Here is a 23209-nt window from a genome sequence, read left to right on the forward strand (position 1 = left end):
TATGCAGAACCGAGGCGTTACCTTAGTGGAGTTGCTGATAGCCCTGGCCGTGATAGGGGTGGCCTTTGGGGTGCTGGTGTTCTCGCAAGCTACCAACTACCGTGTTACTGCTCGAGCGGGGGTGGTGAGCCAGGTGAAGGATACCGCCACGCAAATTCTGGAGAACCAGGTGGGGGTTGTACTGGCTAATTTTTCCCGCTACTACAATGGCTGCCCCACCGGGAGCGAAGCCGGCTGTTTTGGAACCGGCTTCATCATCAACAGTGGTATTGACGAAGGCCTGGATGGCGAAGGGCAAATCCTGATTCAGTCCTCCGCGGCCAGTCAGGGCATTGTGGTCAATCTGACGACCAAGGTTTCGTGTTACGACAGCTTTGCTTCGCGCACCGCTGCCATCGGGGCGGGTAGCCTCGAGCCCTGCCCCCGTCCCAACTAGGAGCCTGCTATGCGAAACCAAGGTTTTACAATCCTCGAGCTACTGGTGGTGCTGGTCATTTTTACTGGGGTGCTGACCATCGCGACCCGCTTCCTGGCTAGCCAATCGCAGGATACCCGTATCGTGCAGGAGCGCAACGAGGTGCAAGACCGGGCCCGATTGGTCTTGCAGCTGGTGAGCCAGGACTTGATTCTGGCAGGCTCGAGCCGCTTCATCCGGGGCAGTGAGGTGCGCTTTGATGAGGCCAATTGGGTTTCCTGTGCACCCGGAACCCCCTGCCTGACCGGTACCGATAACAGCGAGCGCGATACCTTTGTGACCCGCTACCACACCAGCCTTTATCCCAACGGTCAGGAGTGCCGCGTTGTGGGCTATGCCTTCAACGGAACCACCCTTTTGCGGGCGGATGTGCCGTGCAGCCTGGCTCCGACTGGGGCCATTCCGGCCAGCAGCTACCGCGAGTTTGCTGCCAATATTACCCAGCTCAACATTCGCTATGTCTGCGGGGATGCGGCAGCCACCGAAGTGGGTCTGCCTAGTGGCTGTGCCGCGGTGCTCAACCCCACCGAACGTTTTGTGCGGGCCGCGCTGGTTACCGTTACGGCGGCCTCGCCCCAGGGTACCTACACCTACACCATTGCCCAGCGCGTACCAATCCGTAACCTGAAAACCGACGAGGTGCTGTGATGAGACAACCCCAAGGAATTGCCCTGGTCGTTACGTTGGCCATCCTGGTAGCCGTTGCGCTGCTGGCTTTTGCAACCTCGGTGACCACCATGCTCAGTCAGTGGAGCGCCCGCAACGAGCGCGGCGCAACCGAGGCCTACTATGTGGCCGAGACCGGCCTGCAACAGTGGAAAACCCGCCTGTTCCAGGCCTACCGCTGGCAGCTTTACCAGACTGTGAGCAACACGGGGCAAAGTCGCACGCCCAGCCGCAGTGAATGTGGCAACGTGCTGGCGGGCGGGGTGGACTGGAACCGCAACGGAACCATCGAAAGCAACGAGACCCTGCCTGCCACCCGTACCGGAACCGTTCCAATGGGTGCCAGCACCGGCACCTACACCATCACCGTAGCCCAGGATCCCACCCGTCCGCGCTTTATGCTGGTGCGTTCGGTAGGCCGCTTTAATGGCTCCCAGGCTATAGTCCAGGCCACCTTCGACCTCTCCAACACCGGGCCCTGGAACTATGCCATCTTTAGTGGAGCTGGGGCTGCCAACAGGCACCTCAACGGGGGTGCCACCATTCGGGGGGGCCTGTATGTGCAGGGTCGGAGCAGCGACCCCAACCGGATTGTGATTGATTCCAGGGGCGATTTTGAAATGCTCAACGAATATAACTATAGCTCCGATGCTGTGCTGGGCAACCGACTCAACAGCGACATGCGCAGCCTTTCCAACCTCTGTGCAACCCTGCGGGTGCAGTATGGCCGGGTAGAGGTGGGGGGTAGTGCGAGCTTTGGTAAACCCAGCAACAAGCTCCTGGGCGCTTATGTGGGTGATGCTGCCGACGATATTTACGGCAATACTTCCGGTGTATGCGAGAATAACAAGGGTGTTTGCACCGATGACCGGGGGGCCTTTGACCTGCCCCCTGCCCTGGCCCCCAAATTTCCCGAGTTCAACACCACCCGTTGCACCACCGACCCCAGCAAGACCTGGGCAGCCTGCGTGCGCGACGAGGCGGCGGCTCGAGGGCTCCGAATAACCAGTACAGCAGTGCTTTTCCCTGTGGGCGCAATTCCAACCAGCCCGCTGTCATGCGTGTTGGGTAACCTGCTTAGTAGCGGCGAACTGCGTTTTGGCAGTACCAGCGTGGACTGCCGCTATACCCTGAACGGCAAGACCGGCGGTTTCCGCTACACGGGTGGCAACCCGGGTACGCTGGAAATTTATGGAACCTTACATACCAGCGGCATTAACGTAAGATTCAACAATGCGGTAAACTACCGCGCGTTCGACTTTACCGACCCCACCAAGCGCAACGCCTCGATATTTGTGGAGGGGGGCAGCATAACCCTGAGCGGCGACCTTCTGCCTGATGCCAGCTCGGCCACCTTCCCTGATCAGGTGTTGGGTCTGCTGGCGCAGAACAACATCGAGCAGCTCACCGACAACGCCATGGGCATCTTCTATGCTGGAACCCGCTTCCGCACCCGGAAAGACCAGCATACACTGGGAACAGTGGTATCCAACGAGTTCTGCACCACCAGCGCAGGTGGCGGTGGTAATAGTGGTGGTGGTGGTAATAGAGGTGGTGGTGGTAATAGTGGTGGTGGCAATAATGATGACGAATGCAGTGCCGGCCAGAAGGCCAACGTGACCTACGTTCCAACCATGGGGAACCTCCCGGTAGCTGTCCATATCCCCGAAGACACCGGCATTGCCTCCTTCAAGATTATGTCCTACGAACGGCGCTAACCCTGGGCTCGGATGGGTGGAGGGAGGCTTAGCATCCATGAGGCAAGTCAGTAGACTGAAACCATGCCGCTCAAGCGCCAACTGGCCTGGGTCATTGGTTTACTGGCTTTTATTCCCAATCTGGTAATCGTGCTGACCTTCTGGGCCTCGGCCCGGGGGCAGTCGCTGGAAACCTCGCTGTTCTTGCTGGTCTGGGTGCTTGTCCTGGCCCTGATTGCGGCGGGGGTGGGCTACTTGCTGGCCAACACCCTCCTACGGCCTATGGACGAACTCACCCGTAGCCTGCACTATTTGCGGGGCACTGACCGTACCCTGGCCGAGCTTTCCCTGCCTTCGCCCCAGCAACGCCCCCCTGCCGAGATAGAGCAGCTTCGTGAGGGCTTCGAGGAGCTGCTCGATCACCTGCGGGAACTGCTGGAGGCGCGCGAGGCCACCTACGCTGCTTTAACCCACGACCTCAAGACCCCCCTGCTGGCCAGCCTGCGGGCGCTGGAGTACCTCGAGGAAGCCGATAAAATTGGGCCGGAAAAGCGCAAGGAGATGTTGCGTAACTTGCGGGACGAATTGAACCGGAGCTATCTGCTAGTAGAGAACCTGCTTACGGCCAGCCGCCTCGAGGCCCAGCGCATCCAGCCCGAAAACCTCAACCTGCGCTCGATTCTGGAGGACTTTCGCCTGCGCTACGCCCAGCAAGCCCAAAGGCGTGGCTTGCATTTAGAGATTGAGGGTGCTGGACAGGCCCGTGCCGAGCGGCTCTTGCTTGAGCGGGCCTTAGCCAACTTAACCGAAAACGCCCTGCGTCATGCAAAAAGCCGAGTGGTGCTGCGGGCAGGAGATGGCTGGCTCGAGGTCGAAGACGATGGGCCGGGCCTGCCCGATAGCTTAGAAGCCCTCACCCAGCCTTTCCGCAGCCAGCGCCTGCGGGGGGTACGGGCCGGCAGCGCTGGGCTGGGCCTGTATGTGGCCCGGCGGGTGGCCGAGGTGCATGGGGGTCAGTTGGAAAACCTGGCTTTGCCGGGGCAAGGAACCCGACTGCGCATTCGGGTGTCATGAGCAGGTTTACTAATGCTGGTTGGGGACGAGAGGGTCTATAGTTGTATAGGAAATGCGCCTCCTCATCGCCGACGACCACCCCCTGTTTCGTATGGGCTTACGGGCCGCCCTCGAGCGCGAGGGATTTGAGATAGTGGGGGAGGCCGGCGACGGCCAGGAGGCCTTGAAATTGTGCCTGCAACTGCTGCCGGATGGGGTGGTGCTGGACGTGCGAATGCCCCATATGGACGGCATTACCGCAGCGCGACTGTTGCGAGAGCAGCGCTACAGGGGCCTTATTACCTTACTGACGACATTTGGCGAGCCGGTTTTGCTGCAGCAGGCCGCCCTTGCCGGGGCCGATGCCTACTGGTCGAAAGAACTGCCCCCCGAGGCCCTGGCCGAGCGCCTGCGTCGGCTTAGCCAGGGACTGGAGCCGCGCCTGCGTGCTCCTGAGTTGCCCAAACTCACCACCCGCGAGCAGGAAGTGTTGCAGTGGATGGCCCAAGGGCTCTCCACCAAAGAGATCGCCCGCCATCTGCATATTTCCCCCGAGACAGTTAAGGATCACCTGGTGCGGATATACGAGAAGCTCGAGGCCCGCAACCGCGTCGAGGCCCTCGAGCGGGCCCGCAGCCTGGGCCTGTTGAGTGCATAGGGCCGCATTTGCTCCGGACCTTTTCTATTGCTAGCGGTGGTGGAAGGAAAGCCAGTTGGCCACCGGAGCGTTTAGGGTATGTCCTGTCCTTGATTAGGGGCTATAATACAAGCCTACTTCGCATCAATCGAGCAGGTCTGTTAGTGGGGGGTATTCCATGCCAAGCAAGAAGGGAATCGCGTTAGTATCCACCCTGGTATTTATGTTCATCGTCATTATTCTGGTTAGTATTGCCACGCTTACCTCGCTCTCCAACCGCCGCAATGCCCAGGATGCCCTGCGCACCTCGCAGGCCCAGTTCGCCGCCGAGGCGGGCCTCGAGCGGGCCGTGGCGCGGTTGTGGCACCAGGTGCTGGCCAGTGCGGCCTCTCCCAGCGTAAGCGCCTATGCCGCGGAACTCAACCGCATGGGCCTGACCAACGGCATCACCCTGGCCAGCCTGTTTGGCGAGCCGCAAAGCCTGGGAGATGGCTCCAGCTTTGTGGTTCAGGTCTCGCGCCAGGACGATACCAGCACCGACCCCGATGCCATCGTGCTCACCCTCACCTCCACCGGCACCCTGGCCGATGGAACCACCCGGCGCCTGCGGCAGGTTTTCCGGGTGGAGCGGGCCTTCTTCCCTTTCGACTACGCCCTCCTGACCAACAACGCCGAGTGCATTTTCTGCCACCTGGACATAAAAAGCCTGGACGCTTTGCGGGGTAACCCCACCAGTGACCCCAGCACCTGGTGGCGGCGGGTCAAGGTGGGGGTGCTGGAAAGCCTGATCATGCGCGACAACGAAGAGGCCGGGGTGGTACACGGCTCGCTGGTAACTCGAGGCACCATTAGCCAGCAATACAGCGGCACCATTGGCCCCTCCAACCGCTACCGCACCACCATGAACCCCGGCGATACCCGCATACGCTCCACCGCCCCGATCAGCGCCACCCCCGCCGACTGCTCGATTCCCAGCAACTGCACCACCCCGCAGAACCTGTACTACAACTACCCAGACAGCAGCAACCTCTCGGCCTTTGGCAACCGTTTCCCCGATGGTGAACTGCCGGATCGCTTCCCCTTGCCCATCGCCGATACCAACAACAACCGACTCATTGAAGATGCCGAGTGGAGTGCTGAGGTGAGCTCGAGCCTGGCCGGAACCCACGAGAGCTACAGCCCAGGCTCCATCACCGCCGCCATGCGCATCAACCCTTCGGGCAGCATTGCCTGGCCTGGCGGCAGCTCGGTACAGACCCAGACCTCAGCCGATCTGGGCCAGAGTCCGAGTAATGTGATTCTGGATGGCTCGGTTACGCCCATCAGCCTGAGTGGTACGGTTTTTATTAATGGGGACGTGGTGATCCGGGGACGCGTTCGCGGCAATGGAACCATCCTGGCCCGTAACAACCTCTACGTGATGGGCGACCTGACCTACGATTGTGGCACCGGAAGCACCCTGGCCGCCTGCGACTACAGCAGCCCCAGCCGCCTGCCCCAGCTCCACCTGATTGCAGTCGGGAACGTTGTGGTGGGCGACTATATGACCATTCAAAGCGACGTGGATGAGCTCACGCCTGAGGATCTGCTCAGCGTTAGCTACAACCAGCCCACCCTGAGCTTTTGTCGAACCAACCCCAGTAACCGCGCCTGTTCTGTGCGCCCACGGCCCAACCTGGCCCTCACCGAGATCGCCAACTTTAACCGCCGGGAGCTTCAACGCTACCTGCGTGATAACACGTACCGACCTCGTTTCTACACCTTTGGTGAGGATCTGGTCTATTTTGCTCCGGGCTGTAGCCACCAGCCGCAAGACTACGGACGCTACAGCACCATTACGGCAGGGGCTCGAGTCTCCTTTTGCCAGGGCGATACGGAGTTGAGTGCCACCACCCTCACGGCCACCCAGGCCAGCAGCATACTGGCCCGCGCCGCCCGTTACGAGGTGACCTCCAGTACCTTCAACAACGCCACCCTCAAAAACCTCTGGGCCAGTTTTATGAACGCTCGAGGTACCGGCGCCCTGCGTACCGACGGGCTGCTCTACTCGGCCAACGCCATTTTTGCTCTTGCCCAGCGCAAATATCCCAAGCTAAACGGGCGCTGGGATCTGCGGGGGGCACTGGTTGCTGCCGACACTGGCATCTTAGTGCCGGGCTCCGGAGATGGTTCCGCAGGTCTAATCATCTACCACGACAACCGCCTGCGCCCGCGGCTTCCCGGAGGGCAGCAGGCCCAGCTTAGAAGGGGTATATGGGAAGTGGTGGGCCAGTGAAGAGACCTTCGCCAAAGGGCATCAGCCTGCTGGAGCTTCTGATCGTGCTTGCAGTGCTGGGCATTCTGCTGGGGGTGGGTTTTGTCTCGCTGCGCTCCTACCAAGAGAGCCTGGCCCTCCGCGAGGCGGCTACCCAGGTGGCCACCGAGTTACTGAGCATCCGCCAGCAAGCCCGGCGACAGTCGCTCGACTTTTCCTTTCAGGCCAGTGCCAACAGTCCTGCCTACAAGGTTGGTCGTAGCAGTGATCTAGCCTCTCTGGCCGACAAGTCGCTGCCTCAGGGCGTGGTCTTTCAGAGTGTTCCCTCTGGTGGGGGCAGAGTTACCTTTACGGCCCCCTACGGCGTCGTCAGTGCGCCCAACCGTACCTTTAGGCTGCGGGGGCCAGGTAACCGTATGCTCGAGGTGCACATCGTGGGCAGCACCGGCAAGGTGGTGGTGCGTGCGCCGTAGCGGATTCTCCTTTGTAGAGGTGATGGTGGCGCTGGCCATCCTCTCCCTGACCATTCTGATACTGACCTACTTCGGCTCGAGCTTCTCGCTTACCCGCAATGCCCAGATAGACACCCAGGCCCAGGCCTATGCCCGCAGCTACTTCGACAACCTGCGGGCCAGCTGGTCCACAAGAGCCACCTACAATGCGGCGGTGCTCCCATCGGTAAACCCCCCCAGCGGCTTTAGCAGCCCCACCGTTGCGGTGGAAAACATCCAGCGCATCGGAACCCAGGTGGTCTTGCGCCGGGTTACCCTGCGTTTCACCGGCCCCCAAGACCGACCTTACCGTTTTGCCACCGAGGTGGCCCTTCCGCCCCAGTAGAGGCCTTATGCGTAGAGCCGGCATCACCCTCATCGAAATGCTGATCGCAGCCGTTGTTGGGGTAGCGATCCTGGGTCTGATTGCCGCCGGGCTTCGCAGCGGCAGCGACAGCCTGCGCTTCGTGCAAAACGCCCAGCTTCTTACCGAAGACCTGCGCAACGCGGGTAATCTGGTGAGCGATTACCTCTCCACAGCCGCGTTTATTTATCCCCCCGGCACAACCCTCAGCATTGGCAGTGCGAACGGTTATACAGTGCGAAATCCGCGGAATGGCACGAACACCTGGCAAATTGGCCAGGATCCCGCCATTGCCCTGCTCCAGCCCCCCCGGATGGAGGGGGGGGTGGAGGTGGTGAAGTTTGTGATGATCTACCCCCTCAACCGGGGCTGGGTGGTGTCGCGGGCTACCGGAGCCGAGAACCCCGGCCCCGACCCCGCCAACAACAACAAGTGGCTGCTGTACATCTACGAGCGCAACCTGACGGTGGGTGGCAACCGCCTGCCCAACGGACTGCCGGCCACCATCCCCACCACCATTCCAGACAGCAGCGGCAACCTGCTGGCCGACTACGTGCAGCCGGGTGGTTTTGTGGTCAGCTACCCCGACTGCCTGGGTTTCGACGAGGGGGGCCTGGCTACCCTGGTCCCTTGTCCTAGCACCGCCCCGCTGCCCCTTCGGGCTGAACACAGCGCAGGGCGGGTGCGTTTTTCGCTGCAAGGTGAAATAAGACAGGGCGGGCGCGACTCCCGCGTGCCCGCCAACCCCCTGCGTTTCGAAGTGGCCCCCCGCAACCTGCCCCAGCGGCTCACCGAAATAAGCCCGAACTAGTCGCGCCCTGCCGACAGCACCGCCAGGAAAGCTTCCTGCGGCACGTCCACCTTGCCGATGGCCTTCATGCGCTTTTTGCCCTCTTTTTGCTTTTCCAAGAGCTTTTTCTTGCGGGTGATGTCGCCCCCGTAGCACTTGGCCAGCACGTCTTTACGCAGGGCCTTGACGGTGGCTCGAGCGATAATCTTGCCGCCGATGGCGGCCTGGATGGGCACCGCAAACTGCTGGCGGGGGATGACCTCGGCCAGCTTGTCCACAATTTCGCGCCCGATGCCATAAGCCTTGTCCTTGTGGGCGATGAAGGCCAGCGCGTCTACCGGTTCTTCGTTGACCAGGATGCTCACCTTGACCAGCTCGCCTTCCTGGTAACCCATCTGCTCATAGTCCATGGAGGCGTAGCCCCGGCTGATGGACTTCAGGCGGTCGTGGAAGTCGTAGAGGATTTCGCCAAAGGGCACTTCATACACCAGCTCCACCCGCTTGCCGATGTAGTGCATGTTGCCCATCTTGCCGCGCTTTTCCTGCAAGAGCTGCATGATGGAGCCTACGTATTCCTCGGGGGTATAGACGGTGAGCTTGACGTAGGGCTCGTAGATAGCCTCGATTTTGTCGGGGTTGGGCAACTCTGAAGGGTTGTGAATCTCGAGCTCAGAGCCGCTGGTGAGCTTGACCCGGTAAATCACGCTGGGGGCGGTGGAGATGAGGTCGAGGTTGAACTCGCGCTCGAGCCGTTCCTGCACGATCTCGGCGTGCAAAAGCCCCAAGAAGCCGCAGCGGAAACCGAAGCCCAGGGCCTCCGAGGTCTCCGGCTCAAAGGAAAGCGCGGCGTCGTTGAGCTTGAGTTTTTCCAGGGCCTCGCGCAGCCGGTTGTAGTCCTGGGTGTCGGTGGGGTAGAGGCCAGCAAACACCACCGGCTTGGCCGGTTGGAAGCCCGGATAGGGGGCCTGGCAGGGGTTTTTGGCTAAGGTGATGGTGTCGCCTACCTGGGCGTCGCCGATTTCGCGGATGGAGGCGGTAATCCAGCCCACCTCACCGGGGCCGAGCTGGGTTACGGGTTCCAGGGCACCCGGTCGGAAGACCCCCACCTTGTCCACTTCAAACTCCTTGCCGGTAGACCAGATGCGGATGGTGTCGCCGGGCTGGATGCTGCCGTCCATCACCCGCACATAGGGGATCACCCCCTGATAGGCATCGAATATGGAATCGAAGATGAGGGCCTGGGTGGGGTTTTCGGGGCGGCCCTTGGGGGCTGGGATGCGGGCCACGATGGCCTCGAGGATCTCGTCTACCCCCTGCCCGGTCTTGCCGGAGGCGAACACGCACTCATCGGCAGGAATGCCCAGTACCTCCTCCACTTCCAGGGCCACCTCGAGGGGCTGGGCACCGGGCAGGTCGATCTTGTTAATCACCGGGATAATGGTGTGCTCGTGCTCCATGGCCAGGTAGAAGTTGGCGATGGTCTGGGCCTCTACCCCTTGCGAGGCGTCTACCACCAACAAGACCCCCTCCACCGCCGCCAGGGCCCGGCTCACCTCGTAGCCAAAGTCCACGTGGCCGGGGGTATCGATCAGGTTGAAGATGTAGGTTTGGCCCGACTTGCTCTGGTAAAAAAGCCGCACCGCGCTGGCCTTGATGGTGATGCCGCGCTCACGCTCGAGCTCCAGCGAGTCTAAAAACTGCTCGCGCATCTCCCGCTCCGAGACCGCTTTGGTCATCTGGAGAATGCGATCCGCCAGCGTAGACTTGCCGTGGTCTACGTGCGCGATGATGGAGAAATTTCGAATCCGTTCCTGCACAGCCTACCTATTGTAGCCGATGCCGCAGGAAAGTCTGTAATTGCTGCGGGCGCTTGAGTATGGGGTATAACCAAGTTATACTCTTCCCATGAAGACGGCCATTTCGCTGCCGGACAAGACCTTCCAGGAGGCCGAGAAGCTGGCCAAGCGCCTGCGCATTTCGCGCAGCGAACTGTATACCAGAGCCCTCGAGCACTTCTTGCGCGCACACGGCGAACAGGCCGAGATCGAAGCCTTCAACCGCGTATACGAGAAGGTGGACAGCCAGCTCGACCCGGCCCTGCGGCAGGCCATCAAGCGCCGCCTCGAGGCCAGCGAGTGGTAGAGGTTCGGCGAGGCCAGATCTGGTGGGCCGACCTAGGCGAGCCGAAGGGCTCGAGGCCAGGTTTGCGCCGTCCGGTGCTGGTAGTCCAGCGGGACACCGCCAACCAAAGCCGCCTGGTCACCACCATCGTGGCGGCCATCACCTCCAACCTGGCCTTGCGTCAGGCCCCAGGAAATGTCTTTCTGGCCTCGAGCGACTCAGGCCTGGAGCGCGACTCGGTCATCAACGTCTCGCAGCTATATACCCTCGACAAAAACGACCTCGAGGGCTACGTGGGCCCAGTACCACATGGGGTCATGTCCCAGGTAGACGAAGGCCTGCGGTACCTACTCTCGCTTTAGAGCGCTCTTCACAATTATTGAAGCGCTCGCAGCTGGATTGCTTTGTTCTGCACAGTACAGTTGCCTCCCGGATGGGAGTCAACGTCTGTGAAGAGTGCGATAGGTTGGTGATGTCAAAGGGCGTCCTCCGTTGACACCCTCCTTGGGGTTCAGTAATGTTGAGGACAACGTTCAAATGCAGCAGTAGGGAGGTTTCCATGAAACGAATCTGGGTTTTGGGTTTGGTGGTGCTGGCCTCGTTGGGGATGGCCCAGAGCAAAATTGGCAACTGTGAGGTAACCGGCCCCAAAGGCCAGTTTCCCATCCGCCCGGTCATTGCGGGCCAGCTGACGGTGCAGACCAACCTGCCGGGGCCGGGTTTCTGGAACGGTGACAGCCCCGCCACCATCAAAGACGGCTTCGAGTACTGCCTGGCTGCCAACATTGCCCACCGCGCCGGGCTGGACAAAGTGGTGGTGCAGAACGTGGCCTGGGATGCCCTGATTGCCGGCCAGACCCGCAACTTCGATTTTGCCCTCTCGCAAATCACCATAACCGAGGCCCGCAAAAAAGTGGTGGACTTCTCGAGGCCCTATTTCTCCTCGGATATCGGGGTGCTGGTGCGTGCTGCCGATAAGGCCAAATACAACTCGCCGGCCAGCCTCAAGACGGCCCGCCTGGGCATTCAACAGGCCACCACGGCAGCCAAGTTCCTGAGCGATACCCTCAAGCATCCCCAGAACCTGACCCGGGTCTTCCCCGATGTCGCATCTGGCTTCACTGCCCTTCGGGCCGGACAGATAGATGCTTTTATCATTGATACCTCCATCGTACTCTCGGAAGCGGCCAAGTCGGGTGGGGCTTTGGTCGTGGTGGGCCAGTTCAGAACCGGTGAAAACTACGGGGCGCTTTTTTCTAAGGGCAACCCCAACCGGGCCCAGGTAGACAAGATTTTGGAAGCGCTGGAAAAGGACGGTACCCTCAAAAAGCTTTCCCAGACCTACCTGGCCAAGGCATGGGGCATTGATCCCACCACCGTGCCGGTCTGGCAGCCCTAGCGAGCAGGTTTTTAGCGGGGCTTTAACAACCCCATAGGCTGGGGTTGGGATGTGCCGATCTGAGATAGGTAAACACCCGCCGTTTTCGGAGGGTGTTTTTTTGTTGTGGGGGCCATTTTGCCGCCAGGATTGGCGATAAGCTAGACACGAATCGCCTGATGGTGCTATCTTGAGGCGTCTGGGAGTTTTCTGAGGTGGCCCATGCTGTTTCGTCCACGGTTTGGCTATGGCTGGTTTTTACCATAGCTGGCGGTGGTCAGATGATGTTTGGGTAGTTCAGCGCCTTGGTCCTGGGCCGGGTTACGCTTGTTGCAGGGTTGCCCGTGATAAGGAGCAGTATGCAAAAAGGCAAAGTGAAGTGGTTCAATGCAGAGAAGGGCTATGGCTTTATTCAGCGTGAAGAAGGGGAGCCGGACGTATTTGTACACTACAGCGCCATCCAGTCCCGTGGCTTTCGCACCCTGAATGAAGGCGATGTGGTTACCTTCGAAATCGAGCCGGGTAAGAACGGTAAAGGCCCTCAGGCTGCCAATGTCAATGTGGTAGAAGCAGCCAAGCGCTTTTAGAACGCTCTTTACAGATACGGAGCTGCTCATACCAGATTCGGTTAGTTCGTTACCGTTCGGTGACGAACTAACCCGACCGAAGGGATACGCTGTTTTCGCCGAGCGCAGCGAGGGGTGCGCTCTAGGGTTCAAAAAGATGGCCTTTCGACGTTTTTTGTTTGAAGATTATCATTTTGAATCCGGTAGCACAGCTTGACTGCTTTGTCCTGCACAGCACAGTTGCCTCCCGGATGGGAGGCAACGTCTGTGAATAGTACGATAAAAAAGCACCCGCGGGGCGGGTGCTTTGAGATTACCAGGCTGGTGAAAAAGAGCAGTTTCAGGCTTGCTTGCTTTGGATGAAGTTGATTGCATCCTGCACGGTGCGAATCTTTTCTGCCTCTTCATCGGAGATTTCCAGGCCAAACTTGTCCTCCAGGCCCATGATCAGCTCTACGGTATCCAGGCTGTCGGCGCCCAGGTCTTCGATAAAGCGGGCTTCGGGTACTACTTTGTCGGCATCAACGCCTAGTTTGTCTACGATCACTTCTCTTACATCGTCCAGGATTGCCATATTTCAACCTCCATAGGTCAGGGTTTGCTCTACCGTGCGGGATTCTACCACATCAAAACCCGCTTGATTCAGTGTGGGGTCATGCCCCCATCCACGCACAGGGTTTGCCCGTTGATGTAGGCTGCGTCGTCGGAGGCCAGAAAAGCTACCGCCTTGGCGACCTCCTCGGGTTTGCCCAGGCGCCCCGCTGGAATCTGCTTGAGGTACTCGGCCACTATGTTCTCGGGCAGTTTGGCGGTCATGTCCGACTCGATAAACCCTGGCGCTACCGCATTTACGGTGATGCCGCGGGTGGCGTACTCTTTAGCAACCGATTTGGTAAAGCCAATTAAGCCCGCCTTGGCTGCCACGTAGTTGGCCTGGCCCGGGTTGCCCAGAATGCCCACCACGCTGCTGATGTTGATGACCCGGCCCCACTTGGCCCGCATCATGATTTTGATGGCCTCGCGGGTGGTGTGGAAGATGGCGCTCAGGTTGGTGGCGAGCACCGTATCCCAGTCTTCGTCCTTCATGCGAATCAAAAGGGTATCGCGGGTGACGCCTGCGTTGTTGACCAGAACCTCGAGCCCCCCCAGGGCTTTGCTGGCCTCGGCCACCAGCTGTTGGGCGGCCTGTGGGCTGCTCAGATCGGCCCCCAGAACCACCACCTGGCTTGCACCCAGGGCCTGGGCCTCGGCGGCGGTCGCCTCGGCGGCAGCCTGGTTACCGGCATAATGTACAGCCAGCGCATAGCCCCGCCGGGCCAGCTCCAGCGCGATGGCCCTGCCAATTCCCCTCGAAGAACCCGTTACCAGTGCTTTCCGCATGCTTCCTCCAGACTTTAGCCCTGTGCCACCCTACCCAGGCTCTCGGCAATCTCCTGGGGGTTGGTAAGGGCGCGGGCCTCGACCCCCTCCAGTGTTCGCCCTACCAGGCCGGTCAGTACCCGCCCCGAGCCGAACTCGAGGTAGGTCTTTACGCCTTTTTCCTTCAGGTGCTGCAAAATTTCTACCCAGCGCACCGCATGGGTAATTTGCTCCAGAAGCAACTCCCGGATCATGGAAGGGCGGGCTTCGGGCTGGGCCAGCACGTTGGAGTATACCGGAAAACGGGGGGGGTGCAGCTCAACCTGGGCAAGGTCGGCGCGCAGTCGCTCCCGTGCTGGTTGCATCAGCGAGGAATGAAAGGGAGCCGAAACCGCCAATGGAATGACCCGGGCTTTGTGGCTTTTCAGCACCTCGGTGGCCTGGGCCACCCCCACAGCAGTACCAGAGATGACCGTCTGTTCGGGGGAGTTGTAGTTGGCTACTTCGACCCCGGCAATACCGGCGAGGAGCTCCTGGATGGTCTGGGCCGGAACCTTCAGGACGGCTGCCATGGCCCCTGCCCCCACCGGCACGGCTTCCTGCATGTACAGGCCGCGTTTGCGCACCAGGCGCAGACCATCCTCTAAGCGGAGGGTTTCGGCGGCCACATGGGCCGTCCACTCGCCCAGGCTGTGCCCTGCTGCAAAGCTGGGGAGTGGCCCGCCCGCTTCTAAATAGGCCTGGAAGGCCGCATAGCCCACAGCCAGCAGGGCCGGCTGCTGATTGGCGGTGAGCTTGAGCTCTTCTTCGGGACCTTCCCACATTAGCTGGAGCAGGCCCGGCAGGGCGGCCTCGGCCCGCTCGAGGGCCTCGCGAGCCGCCCTCGAGCCTTCGTACAGCGCTTTGCCCATACCAATTTCTTGCGACCCCTGTCCGGGGAACAAAGCTGCAATCATCCAATCGCCTCCAGTATCACAGGGTTTTGCTCATCATAAGCAATCTGCTTGATTCGTTTTGCTGAAGCAATGGCGGTTGGTTTTGACCTGAACTAAACCGAAAGCTTCAGACGGGGTTCTCAGCTGTACCTGTTTGTGCCTGGCTGCTTGCTGCCTTAATCCGGCTGCCACCAGGTCATCACGCTGGCTGCCCAGGTAAGTCCAGCGCCAAAAGTAACAAAGAGGATATGGTCGCCGTTGTGGATTTTCCCTGCATCCAGGGCTTCCCGCAGCGCAATGGGCATGGAGGCCGTGGAGGTGTTGCCATAACGGTCTACATTGACCCAGACCTGCTCGGGGGGCAGCCCCAGGCGTTCGCGGGCGGCTTCGATGATGCGGGCATTGGCCTGGTGGGGGATCAGGTACTTGATGTCTTCGGGCTTGAGGCCCGCTTTTTCGATGGCCTCGAGGGTCGCGGTGTTCATGACCCGCACCGCAAACTTGAAGACCTCCCGCCCATTCATGTAGGCACGCTGGCTCATGGGGCTGCCATCGGGCAGCTTGTCGGCGATGCAGCGCAGCATGAGCTCCTTACCGCCAGAGCCGTCAGCCCCCAGCACAAACGACTTGAAGCCATAGCCCTCCGGTACCGGCCCGATTACCGCTGCCCCAGCCCCATCACCAAACAGCACCGCGGTTGAACGGTCGGTGTAGTCGAGGATTTTAGATAGGGTCTCGGCGCCAATGGTCAACACCTTGCGGGCCAGGCCACTATGCACCATGGCGTGGGCCTGTGCGATGGCATAGCCCCACCCGGGGCAGCCTGCCAGCAGGTCGTAAGCGCCAGCTTTCAGACCGAAGTGGTTTTGTACCAGCGCTGCCGTGGCAGGAAAAAGGGCATCGGGGGTATTTGTGGCTACAATCACCAGATCTACCCCGTCCAGGGCAGCTTGGCCGTGGCGGCGAATCAGGTCTTCGACCGCTTTAAAGGCCAGATGCGAAGTGAACTCCCCCTCGGCGGCCAGGCGCCGCTCGCGGATGCCGGTGCGGCTGACAATCCACTCGTCGGATGTGTCCAGGATCTTTTCGAAGTCGTGGTTGGTCATCACGCGCGCGGGGGCGTAGGTGCCAAGGGCAAGGATACCGATATTCAACTTTGCCTCCTATCGCGGTCTTCGCTATTTTTACCACTGCTCCCAGCGGCAAAAATAAGCCTCGAACAGCACTTGTTATGCTCGGGATTGTACCATCCTCCCTGAAGACCACTCTAAAGTTGCCCAAAAATATAGGGCACTTCAACAAAGATAACACCCCCAACGCCCCCTTGTGCCTGAATGCAGCTTGAACCAAGTTCAGATGTCAGTCCTTGGGGCTCATATAACCCCCGCCCAAAAAAGACAACCCCAGACGACAAGCCCTGTCGGTCTGGGGTGAGGAGAAGCAAGGCTCAGGCCTTGACTTCCAGTATTTTCTTTCCGGCATAATAGCCGCAGCTATCGCAGACGATGTGGGGCGGGATCATGGCCCCACAGTTGGCGCACTTGGTGAGGGTGGGGGCCGTAAGGGTGGAAACGGCAGCCCGGCGGATGTCCCGACGGGACTTGGATACTTTTTTCTTAGGTACGGGGTGCTTGGCCATCTTGGGTCACTTCCTTTTGGAATATCAACCCCTCGCTGGGGTTGTGCTCAGCAAACCGTTCTCCAATCTACAGGCTGAAGGCCAAAAGGTCAACCCAAAAGCTCTACCCGGTCGCCCTGCTTCAAGCCAAGCTGCTCGTGGGCATTGCCCAGGTGTATGGCAACCTCCAGCAGTCCGGCGCTGCCCACATAGGCCAAAGCGCTTCCCACCGGAACCTCGGCATAATGGGAGGCTACCGGAATGCGATGGTAGCGGATACGTACGGTCTTGCCGCGTATCTGAGCGGGAGTGGCCAGCAGGGTGGTAATGGCATTGCCGAAGCGGTCGAAGGTCAGAATCTCGCCGTGGGTGCCAAAGTTCAGGTGAATGGGCAGGCGTACTAGCTCGGAAACCGGCAGCTCGGGGCCAAAGTGGGCGGGTTCGACCCCCGATGCCAGGTGGGCGGCGACGGGCCCAAACACATCGCGTCCGTGGAAGGTGGCCGATTTTCGGGGCAGATGGTAAGTAGGGTTCTCGAGCAGGTACGCTTTTCGGGGTGGGTCTTGCAAATAGGCCAGGGTGAGCAGGCCATTATCCGGGGCCACATAACAAAGCCGTTGTCCAATTACCAGCACGGCCCGGCGGCTCGAGCCCACCCCAGGGTCTACCACTGCCAGCACCACCGATTGCCGCGGCAAATAAGGTACCGATTCGTACAAAATGTAGCTGGCGCGGTTGAGGTCGCCGGGAGGAAGGTTGTGGGCCAGGTCATGAATCATCACCCCTGGCGCGATTTGCCGCATGACCGCCTTGACTACCGCAGCGTAGGGATCGGCCAGGCCAAAGTCGGAAAGGAAGAAGATTTCCTGCATCTGTAAGCAGTCTATACAAAAAGAGATTGCTGCACAGCCTGCGCTATAAGTGTCTACAGGGTATGGGTGCTGCTGCCATCAACAGCGCGAACCCTGCCCCGGAACCTTTTGTGCGCTTGGCGGGAAGGTGCAGCACAGATGCTTGCTCGCGCAGCGATTCTTTGGGTACAGCAGGGTCAGCCAACCAGCAACGTTCGTACAAAAGGCATATTGGCCACCAGCGCCAGAATCAACCCAGCCAGTACCCAGGCTGTAGCTCCAGCCAAAGCACCCTTTGTACGCATATACAGCCACCCCAGAAAGAGACTTGTCGCCAGGAGGAAAACTGTAGGCCCAGGGATTGCCAGAGCAAACAGCAGCGGAACCATAAAGGCGCTTAGCTCCTTGTAGCGCTCCTTAAAAATCGGATGACCCACCCCCCGGATGACCACCTCGAGCAAAGCCAGTCCAAAAAAGATGGGGTACATGGTGCCAAGCCCGCTCAGGCCCAGGGGCTTGGCAAGGTAGGAATACAAGCCCAGTAAGGCCAGCAAGACCAGCCCCGCCCACGTGCCTTCAACCCAGCTCGACCTTGGCCCCAGTGCCCGCACCATGCCTTCCTGCCCCACCATCTGATAGGCAATCAGCAGGGCAAAAGCCCCCAGCAAGAAATAAAAAACCGGACGCACAACCTGGCCCTGGAAGGGGGTAAATGCGGCCAGTAAGTTCTGGTAAAGCACCTGTCCGATTCCCACACTGGCCAGGCCTGCTAAAACAAGGGCCAGTATTAGCCACAGGTGGAGGGAGCCAGGCCCAAAGCGCCGCTCATTGCCCATCTCTACAGTACGCATGGGCTCAATGCGGCTCTCGCCGTACAGCAAAAGTGCCAGATAAAGCAAAAATACCAGCAACCAGGGCCAGACCTTGCTTAATAGGCTGCTGGGCAGGCTCATCCTTGAGGAGAGCTGACGCAAGACCAGCGCACCTTTATCAAACTCTCCCAGACCGTAGTAGACCATTGCCAGCAAGCCCAGGGTTCGGGTGTAGTCCCCCTCCAAAGGCCCCAGGCGAGGCAGAACCTCCTCGAGGGCCTCCGCCGCGGCGCGGGTTTCCCCCGAAAGCCACATCAAACGGGCTTTTACGAGCTGCTCTTTGGGGCTGTTGCCCAGTATGCCCAGGGCCTCCTGAGGCCGTCCCAGCCGCTCTGCTAAGCGGGCTGCGCCCAGGCGGGCCTCTTCCGAGGCGGTTATCCGCCGGTAGGTGGCATAGGCCTCCTCGTAGCGGCCCAGCGCTTCGTTAATCTGCGCCCGTAAAAGCACCGCTTCGGTGTTCAGGCCCCTGGGCAGACGCTGTAGCGCCTCGGAAGGTCGGCCCAGCAATAGCAGATAACGGGATTCTAACAGGGCTACCTCGGGATCTTGCGGCTCGAGCTGCTTCATTTGCTGGAGGAAGGGCTGGGCTGCGCCAAGGTTGTTTTCCTCCAGGTAAATGCGCCCGAGCAATTTGATGCTGGGCAGGTGGTTGGGGTTGGCTACCAGCGCCAGCTGGCAGGTGGCCCGGGCACTATCGCGCACGCCCTGGTCGTAGAGGGCCTTGCACTGGGCATAATAGCCTTCAGCGCCAAGTTGGGCGCTGGCCGTGAAAGCAAATAAGGCGATTCCCACGGCAAAAGGAACCGCTCGTAACGCTATCATGGGGGTAGTGTAACATGCCCGTTCGGGGTTGTTGCCCGCAGATGCACATCCGGTAAAATCCATGCGGCTTCGTGCTGGTTCATGAGCCGTTAAAAGGAGGAATCTGTGAGGAATATGCTACTGGGACTGGCGTTGTTGCTTTCCATGGGTTTGTCCCAGAATGTTGCAGCGGTTGACAAATTGCTGGATGACGGAAAGTTTCAGGAAGCCTACGAGGCAGGATTACGACTGGGCAGCGCCGAAGGCTTTGTCCTGGCCGCCAAAGCCGCCAGCTACTTTGCGGGTTATCAGGCCAAGGACAGCGAAAAAGCCGACTGGTTTGGCCGGGCCGAGTCTGCTGCCCGCCGTGCGATTCAAGCCGATGCCAACAACGCTGAGGCTTATTTTGAACTGGCCCGGGCCCAGGGTCGCCTTTCGCAGTACCGGGGCATTCTGGAGAGCCTGGGGCTGGCCAGCAGCATCAGGGAGAACCTGGACAAGACCCTGCGCCTGAACCCCCGCCATGCCGGGGCCAAGGTGGCGCTGGCCCTTTGGCATCATTCACTCATTTCCAAGAACGTGGGCTGGCTGTATGGGGCCAACGGCAACCAGATTATGCCGCTATTCAACGAAGCCATTCAGCTCGAGCCCCAGGCCATCATCCACAAAGTAGAGCTGGCCGGGGTGCTGGCCGCCCAGGGTAAGAAAGAGGAGGCCCGCAAGCAGTACGAAGCAGCCCTGGCCCTTGCCCCTAAAACCAGCGCCGACCGTTACGACCTCGAGCGGGCCCGCCGGGAACTGGCCGCTTTGCGCTGAGGAGCCAGGCCAACCGGGTGTACACACCCTGCGTGGTGGGTTTGATACAATTCACTGGGCGATTAGCCCAGGTTTTTAAACCCGACTTTCAAAAGGAGCTTTTATGAACGACCCTTTTGGCCGTATCCCCGGTTGGAGCCCCCAGCAGCGCGTAGGCCTGTTTGTGGATACCCAAAACCTCTACCACTCGGCCCGCGACTACTACGGACAGAACGTCAACTTTGAAAGCCTGATGCGCTTTGCCATCGGCAACCGCCAGCTGGTACGGGCCACGGCGTATGTGGTCGAGCGTGAGCACGACACCTCGGCCTGGCCCTTCATCTACAAGCTCTCCACCATTGGCTTCCGGGTGCGGCGGATGAACCTGACCCTCAAGGAAACCACCGACGAGGGCAAACCCATCTACGAGGGCAACTGGGACATGGGCATCGCCGCCGACATGGTGCGGCTGATGCACACCCTGGACGTGGTGGTGCTGGGCAGCGGCGACGGCGACTTTGTGGACATCGTGGAGGTGCTGATGGAGCGCGGCATCCGGGTAGAGGTCATCGCCTTCAAGGAGACCACCTCGCAGAAGCTGATAGACGCGGTAGACCGCTTTATCCACCTGCCCGAAATCGAGAATGCCTTCGTGCCCAGCAAAGAACGGGAACGAACCTTGATACCGCGAACGGAGTGACAAGCCTTAAGGAGATGCTCGCCGCCTGACAGGCTTGCTCAAGCTCGAGAGCCAAACCACCTGAAGCCGGCCCGCCCCTAGATCAATCCTATGAACCTCGAGGACTTTGACTACCACCTACCCCCCGAACTCATTGCCCAGAGCGGCGCCGAACCCCGGGATGCGTCGCGCCTGATGGTGGTTGACCGCAAGAGGGGTGAAATTGAGCACCGCATCTTCCGCGACCTGCCCCAGTACCTTCGGGCGGGCGACGTGCTGGTGCTCAACGAGAGCAAGGTCATTCCGGCCCGCACCTTTGCCACCAACCCCCACGGGACGGCGCTCGAGGTCCTGCTGGTGCGGGAAGTCGCTGCTGGCCAAGGGCTTTGGGAGGCCCTGCTCAAGCCCGCCAAACGGGCCAGGGTGGGCTCCAGGCTGACCTTTGCCGATGGCCTTACCGCCACCGTGGAGGCGGTTGAAGAAGACGGAACCCGCTTGCTGCGTTTTTCCGGCAATGTGTGGGAACACCTGGAACACATCGGAAAAACCCCTCTTCCGCCCTATATTCATGCCTCGGTAGACCCCGCCCGCTACCAGACCGTGTACGCCAAAACCCCCGGCTCGGTGGCTGCGCCCACCGCAGGGCTACACTTCACCCCCGAGCTGATGAACAAGATCCGAGGGCTGGGGGTGGAGATTCACTACGTCACCCTGCACGTAGGCCCCGGCACCTTCAAGCCCGTCCACGACGACCCCGACAAGCATGTGATGCACCTGGAACCATACGAAGTTTCGCCCGAAACAGCTACAGCCATAAACCGCGCTAAAGCCGAGGGACGGCGGGTGATTGCGGTGGGGACTACCGTGGTGCGGACGCTCGAGACCGCCTGGAACGGAACCCAGCTTCAAGCAGGCCAGGGCGAAACCCAGCTTTTTATTCGCCCTGGGTTCCAGTACCACGTGGTAGATGCCCTCATCACCAACTTTCACCTGCCCAAATCCACCCTGCTGATGCTGGTCTCGGCCTTTATGGGACACTCGCTTATGCAGCGGGCCTACCAGACCGCCGTGGCGGAGCGGTACCGGTTTTATAGCCTGGGCGATGCCATGCTGATTCTGTAGGGGCAACAAAACTAGACTTCGACGGGCTCGAGCGGCCTCTCCCGCACGACAATCTGCGCGGGATTGCCGATGGCGGTGGCGCCGGGAGGTACGGGCTTGGTCACCACGGCCCCTGCGCCCACTTTGGCATCGTCTCCTACCACAATCGGCCCCAGAACCACCGCATGTGCCCCCAGCAACACCCGGTTGCCAATGGTGGGGTGGCGCTTCTCGCGGGTGAAGCCCGTACCCCCCAGGGTCACCCCGTGGTACATCAGCACATCGTCGCCTATCTCGGCGGTTTCGCCAATCACGATGCCCATCCCGTGGTCTATGACCACCCGGCGGCCAATGCGGGCCCCAGGGTGAATCTCCACCCCCGTCAGCAGGCGGGTGAAGTGGGCCAGAATGCGTGCCAGCAGCTTGAAATTGGCCCGCCAGAGCCAATGGTTGAGCCGGTGCATCCACAAAGCATGCATCCCGGGGCTAAAAAGAATGGCCTCGAGGGCTCCTCTAGATGCCGGGTCTCTCTCGAGCACGGCCTGTATATCTTCTCTAAAGCGTTCGATAACCCGCAGCATAGCTTGAACCCACAGCCGACCTTATACACACCAAGGGTGGCTTCCAAATAGGCCAAGATTAACTCACCTGCAGCAATAAAGCTGTGAGCCGGTAGCCTATTTTTCGCCAGGGCAGACAGCAAAAGGTGTTTTATGGCCCCACCCAAAGCGTTTTTTTATTCAGCCATTTGGCAACCCTCAAGCTATAGAAACGTTGTCGAGGTTCAGGTTGGTGTACACGTTTTGCACATCCTCGAGCTCTTCTAAGGCTTCTACCATCCGGAGCACTTTTTCGGCTTCCTCCTGGCTCAGGCGCATGGTGTTTTGTGGCACCATGGTGATTTCGGTATCCTCGGGTTTGAAGCCTTTGGCCTTGAGGGCGTTGGCTACGGCGTAGACCTCGTGGGGGTCGGTATAGATTTCCAGGCCTTCTTCGCTCTCCTGGAAGTCCAGCGCCCCGGCCTCGATGGCGGCTTCTTGAGCGGCCTCGGTGTTGGGTTCAATCCAGATGTAACCCCGCCGGTCAAACTGCCACGAGACCGACCCAGTAGCCCCCAGGCTCCCCCCATGCTTGTTGAATACATGTCGTACCTCGGAGGCCGTGCGGTTGCGGTTGTCGGAAAGGGCCTGCACGATGATGGCTACCCCACCCGGCGCATAACCTTCGTAGACCACCTCTTCGTAGTGGCTGCCCTCGTCATCACCACCGGCCAGGCGTTTCAAGAGGCGCTCGATGTTGTCGCTGGGAACGTCTGCGTCCCTGGCAGCTTCGATCAGGTTGCGCAGGTTGACGTTTGCGGCTGGGTCTGCGCTACCGCCAGCTCTGGCCGCGGCTGCAATCAGACGCAGGTATTTGCTGACAATCTTTCCCTTTTTTAGGTCGTTCGCGGCTTTTTTGCGCTTAATTTGAGCCCATTTGCTATGGCCAGCCATAAATCACCGTTCTTTAGTATACGTGAGTAACAATAACCCAGAAAGGGCGCTCGATGGTCTGGGGGGCGGGATTTTGGTTTTACAAACGAGGCTGCGCTGTGCCCAAAGGGGGCCAACCGCAAGTAGGGCTCCTAGAGTGCGATAAAGGTTGGACTTATACCAAATCTATGTAGATAATAACTCATGCCAAGCAAAGCCATAGCCCTACACGCC

At 60.0% G+C, this 23209-nt stretch carries 26 protein-coding genes; 16 read left to right on the top strand and 10 right to left on the bottom strand.

Annotation, left to right across the window (positions count from 1 at the left end; translation table 11 throughout):
- The first annotated feature begins 1 nt into the window (after window position 1).
- The 9 genes from ABWU19_RS06275 to ABWU19_RS06315 all read left to right on the top strand — a co-directional run bounded on the left by ABWU19_RS06275 (window position 2) and on the right by ABWU19_RS06315 (window position 8448).
- Entirely contained in the window at window positions 2-436 is a 435-nt protein-coding gene (locus tag ABWU19_RS06275) for a type II secretion system protein (RefSeq protein WP_435900865.1), read from the top strand.
- A gap of 9 nt (window positions 437-445) precedes the next feature.
- Entirely contained in the window at window positions 446-1123 is a 678-nt protein-coding gene (locus ABWU19_RS06280; RefSeq protein ID WP_435900866.1) for a PulJ/GspJ family protein, read from the top strand.
- Complete coding sequence (locus tag ABWU19_RS06285) at window positions 1123-2859, top strand: pilus assembly PilX family protein (protein ID WP_435900867.1); 1737 nt, start codon at window positions 1123-1125, stop codon at window positions 2857-2859. Before ABWU19_RS06280 ends, ABWU19_RS06285 begins: the two co-directional genes overlap by 1 nt.
- A 63-nt stretch (window positions 2860-2922) precedes the next feature.
- The gene (locus tag ABWU19_RS06290; protein ID WP_435900868.1) at window positions 2923-3912 is read left to right on the top strand and encodes a sensor histidine kinase; all 990 of its coding nucleotides are present in this window, start codon (window positions 2923-2925) and stop codon (window positions 3910-3912) included.
- A gap of 52 nt (window positions 3913-3964) precedes the next feature.
- Window positions 3965-4549, top strand: coding sequence for a response regulator (locus ABWU19_RS06295; protein WP_435900869.1), 585 nt, complete (start codon window positions 3965-3967; stop codon window positions 4547-4549).
- 202 nt (window positions 4550-4751) lie between these two features.
- Entirely contained in the window at window positions 4752-6803 is a 2052-nt protein-coding gene (locus ABWU19_RS06300; RefSeq protein ID WP_435900870.1) for a pilus assembly PilX N-terminal domain-containing protein, read from the top strand.
- Window positions 6800-7255, top strand: a complete 456-nt coding sequence (locus ABWU19_RS06305) for a pilus assembly FimT family protein (protein ID WP_435900871.1) — start codon at window positions 6800-6802, stop codon at window positions 7253-7255. The genes ABWU19_RS06300 and ABWU19_RS06305 overlap by 4 nt, the downstream gene beginning before the upstream one ends.
- Window positions 7245-7619, top strand: a complete 375-nt coding sequence (locus tag ABWU19_RS06310; protein WP_435900872.1) for a type IV pilus modification PilV family protein — start codon at window positions 7245-7247, stop codon at window positions 7617-7619. Before ABWU19_RS06305 ends, ABWU19_RS06310 begins: the two co-directional genes overlap by 11 nt.
- Window positions 7620-7626: 7 nt before the next feature.
- Complete coding sequence (locus ABWU19_RS06315) at window positions 7627-8448, top strand: PilW family protein (RefSeq protein WP_435900873.1); 822 nt, start codon at window positions 7627-7629, stop codon at window positions 8446-8448.
- On the opposite strand, the gene lepA is transcribed toward ABWU19_RS06315, so the two are convergent.
- Window positions 8445-10244 (bottom strand): translation elongation factor 4, encoded by a 1800-nt coding sequence (gene lepA / locus ABWU19_RS06320; protein WP_435900874.1) that lies wholly within the window; start codon window positions 10242-10244, stop codon window positions 8445-8447. The genes ABWU19_RS06315 and lepA overlap by 4 nt on opposite strands.
- An 88-nt stretch (window positions 10245-10332) precedes the next feature.
- Here lepA and ABWU19_RS06325 point away from each other — a divergent pair, with 88 nt between their 5' ends.
- The 4 genes from ABWU19_RS06325 to ABWU19_RS06340 all read left to right on the top strand — a co-directional run bounded on the left by ABWU19_RS06325 (window position 10333) and on the right by ABWU19_RS06340 (window position 12513).
- On the top strand, window positions 10333-10569 hold the full coding sequence (locus ABWU19_RS06325; protein WP_435900875.1) for a hypothetical protein: 237 nt from the start codon (window positions 10333-10335) through the stop codon (window positions 10567-10569).
- A complete protein-coding gene (locus ABWU19_RS06330; protein WP_435900876.1) occupies window positions 10563-10910 on the top strand; it encodes a type II toxin-antitoxin system PemK/MazF family toxin in 348 nt (115 codons plus the stop codon). The genes ABWU19_RS06325 and ABWU19_RS06330 overlap by 7 nt, the downstream gene beginning before the upstream one ends.
- A 197-nt stretch (window positions 10911-11107) precedes the next feature.
- Window positions 11108-11947, top strand: a complete 840-nt coding sequence (locus ABWU19_RS06335) for an ABC transporter substrate-binding protein (RefSeq protein WP_435900877.1) — start codon at window positions 11108-11110, stop codon at window positions 11945-11947.
- A gap of 338 nt (window positions 11948-12285) precedes the next feature.
- Window positions 12286-12513, top strand: a complete 228-nt coding sequence (locus ABWU19_RS06340; protein WP_027876425.1) for a cold-shock protein — start codon at window positions 12286-12288, stop codon at window positions 12511-12513.
- A 319-nt stretch (window positions 12514-12832) separates the two neighbouring features.
- Here the strand turns inward: ABWU19_RS06340 and acpP are convergent, their stop codons facing one another.
- The 7 genes from acpP to ABWU19_RS06375 all read right to left on the bottom strand — a co-directional run bounded on the left by acpP (window position 12833) and on the right by ABWU19_RS06375 (window position 18949).
- A complete protein-coding gene (gene acpP / locus ABWU19_RS06345) occupies window positions 12833-13066 on the bottom strand; it encodes an acyl carrier protein (RefSeq protein WP_027876426.1) in 234 nt (77 codons plus the stop codon).
- 68 nt (window positions 13067-13134) lie between these two features.
- Window positions 13135-13872 (bottom strand): 3-oxoacyl-[acyl-carrier-protein] reductase, encoded by a 738-nt coding sequence (gene fabG, locus ABWU19_RS06350; protein WP_435900878.1) that lies wholly within the window; start codon window positions 13870-13872, stop codon window positions 13135-13137.
- A 14-nt stretch (window positions 13873-13886) separates the two neighbouring features.
- On the bottom strand, window positions 13887-14807 hold the full coding sequence (gene fabD, locus ABWU19_RS06355) for an ACP S-malonyltransferase (protein WP_435900879.1): 921 nt from the start codon (window positions 14805-14807) through the stop codon (window positions 13887-13889).
- A gap of 155 nt (window positions 14808-14962) precedes the next feature.
- The gene (locus ABWU19_RS06360) at window positions 14963-15940 is read right to left on the bottom strand and encodes a beta-ketoacyl-ACP synthase III (RefSeq protein ID WP_435900880.1); all 978 of its coding nucleotides are present in this window, start codon (window positions 15938-15940) and stop codon (window positions 14963-14965) included.
- A gap of 293 nt (window positions 15941-16233) precedes the next feature.
- Complete coding sequence (gene rpmF / locus ABWU19_RS06365; RefSeq protein ID WP_435900881.1) at window positions 16234-16425, bottom strand: 50S ribosomal protein L32; 192 nt, start codon at window positions 16423-16425, stop codon at window positions 16234-16236.
- Window positions 16426-16514: 89 nt separating this feature from the next.
- Window positions 16515-17276 (bottom strand): SAM hydrolase/SAM-dependent halogenase family protein, encoded by a 762-nt coding sequence (locus ABWU19_RS06370; RefSeq protein ID WP_435900882.1) that lies wholly within the window; start codon window positions 17274-17276, stop codon window positions 16515-16517.
- Between the two features lie 176 nt (window positions 17277-17452).
- Window positions 17453-18949, bottom strand: coding sequence for a tetratricopeptide repeat protein (locus tag ABWU19_RS06375; protein ID WP_435900883.1), 1497 nt, complete (start codon window positions 18947-18949; stop codon window positions 17453-17455).
- A gap of 114 nt (window positions 18950-19063) precedes the next feature.
- Here ABWU19_RS06375 and ABWU19_RS06380 point away from each other — a divergent pair, with 114 nt between their 5' ends.
- The 3 genes from ABWU19_RS06380 to queA all read left to right on the top strand — a co-directional run bounded on the left by ABWU19_RS06380 (window position 19064) and on the right by queA (window position 21524).
- On the top strand, window positions 19064-19744 hold the full coding sequence (locus tag ABWU19_RS06380) for a hypothetical protein (RefSeq protein ID WP_435900884.1): 681 nt from the start codon (window positions 19064-19066) through the stop codon (window positions 19742-19744).
- A 103-nt stretch (window positions 19745-19847) separates the two neighbouring features.
- The gene (locus tag ABWU19_RS06385) at window positions 19848-20423 is read left to right on the top strand and encodes an NYN domain-containing protein (protein WP_435900885.1); all 576 of its coding nucleotides are present in this window, start codon (window positions 19848-19850) and stop codon (window positions 20421-20423) included.
- Window positions 20424-20513: 90 nt separating this feature from the next.
- Complete coding sequence (queA, locus tag ABWU19_RS06390) at window positions 20514-21524, top strand: tRNA preQ1(34) S-adenosylmethionine ribosyltransferase-isomerase QueA (protein ID WP_435900886.1); 1011 nt, start codon at window positions 20514-20516, stop codon at window positions 21522-21524.
- Between the two features lie 11 nt (window positions 21525-21535).
- Here the strand turns inward: queA and cysE are convergent, their stop codons facing one another.
- Both cysE and ABWU19_RS06400 read right to left on the bottom strand, forming a co-directional pair.
- Window positions 21536-22084 (bottom strand): serine O-acetyltransferase, encoded by a 549-nt coding sequence (cysE, locus tag ABWU19_RS06395; RefSeq protein ID WP_435900887.1) that lies wholly within the window; start codon window positions 22082-22084, stop codon window positions 21536-21538.
- A gap of 177 nt (window positions 22085-22261) precedes the next feature.
- Window positions 22262-22996, bottom strand: a complete 735-nt coding sequence (locus tag ABWU19_RS06400) for a YebC/PmpR family DNA-binding transcriptional regulator (RefSeq protein ID WP_435900888.1) — start codon at window positions 22994-22996, stop codon at window positions 22262-22264.
- Window positions 22997-23209: the final 213 nt, after the last annotated feature.

This window comes from Meiothermus cerbereus (assembly GCF_051297115.1).
In the GTDB taxonomy this organism is placed as follows: Bacteria; Deinococcota; Deinococci; order Deinococcales; family Thermaceae; genus Meiothermus; species Meiothermus cerbereus_A.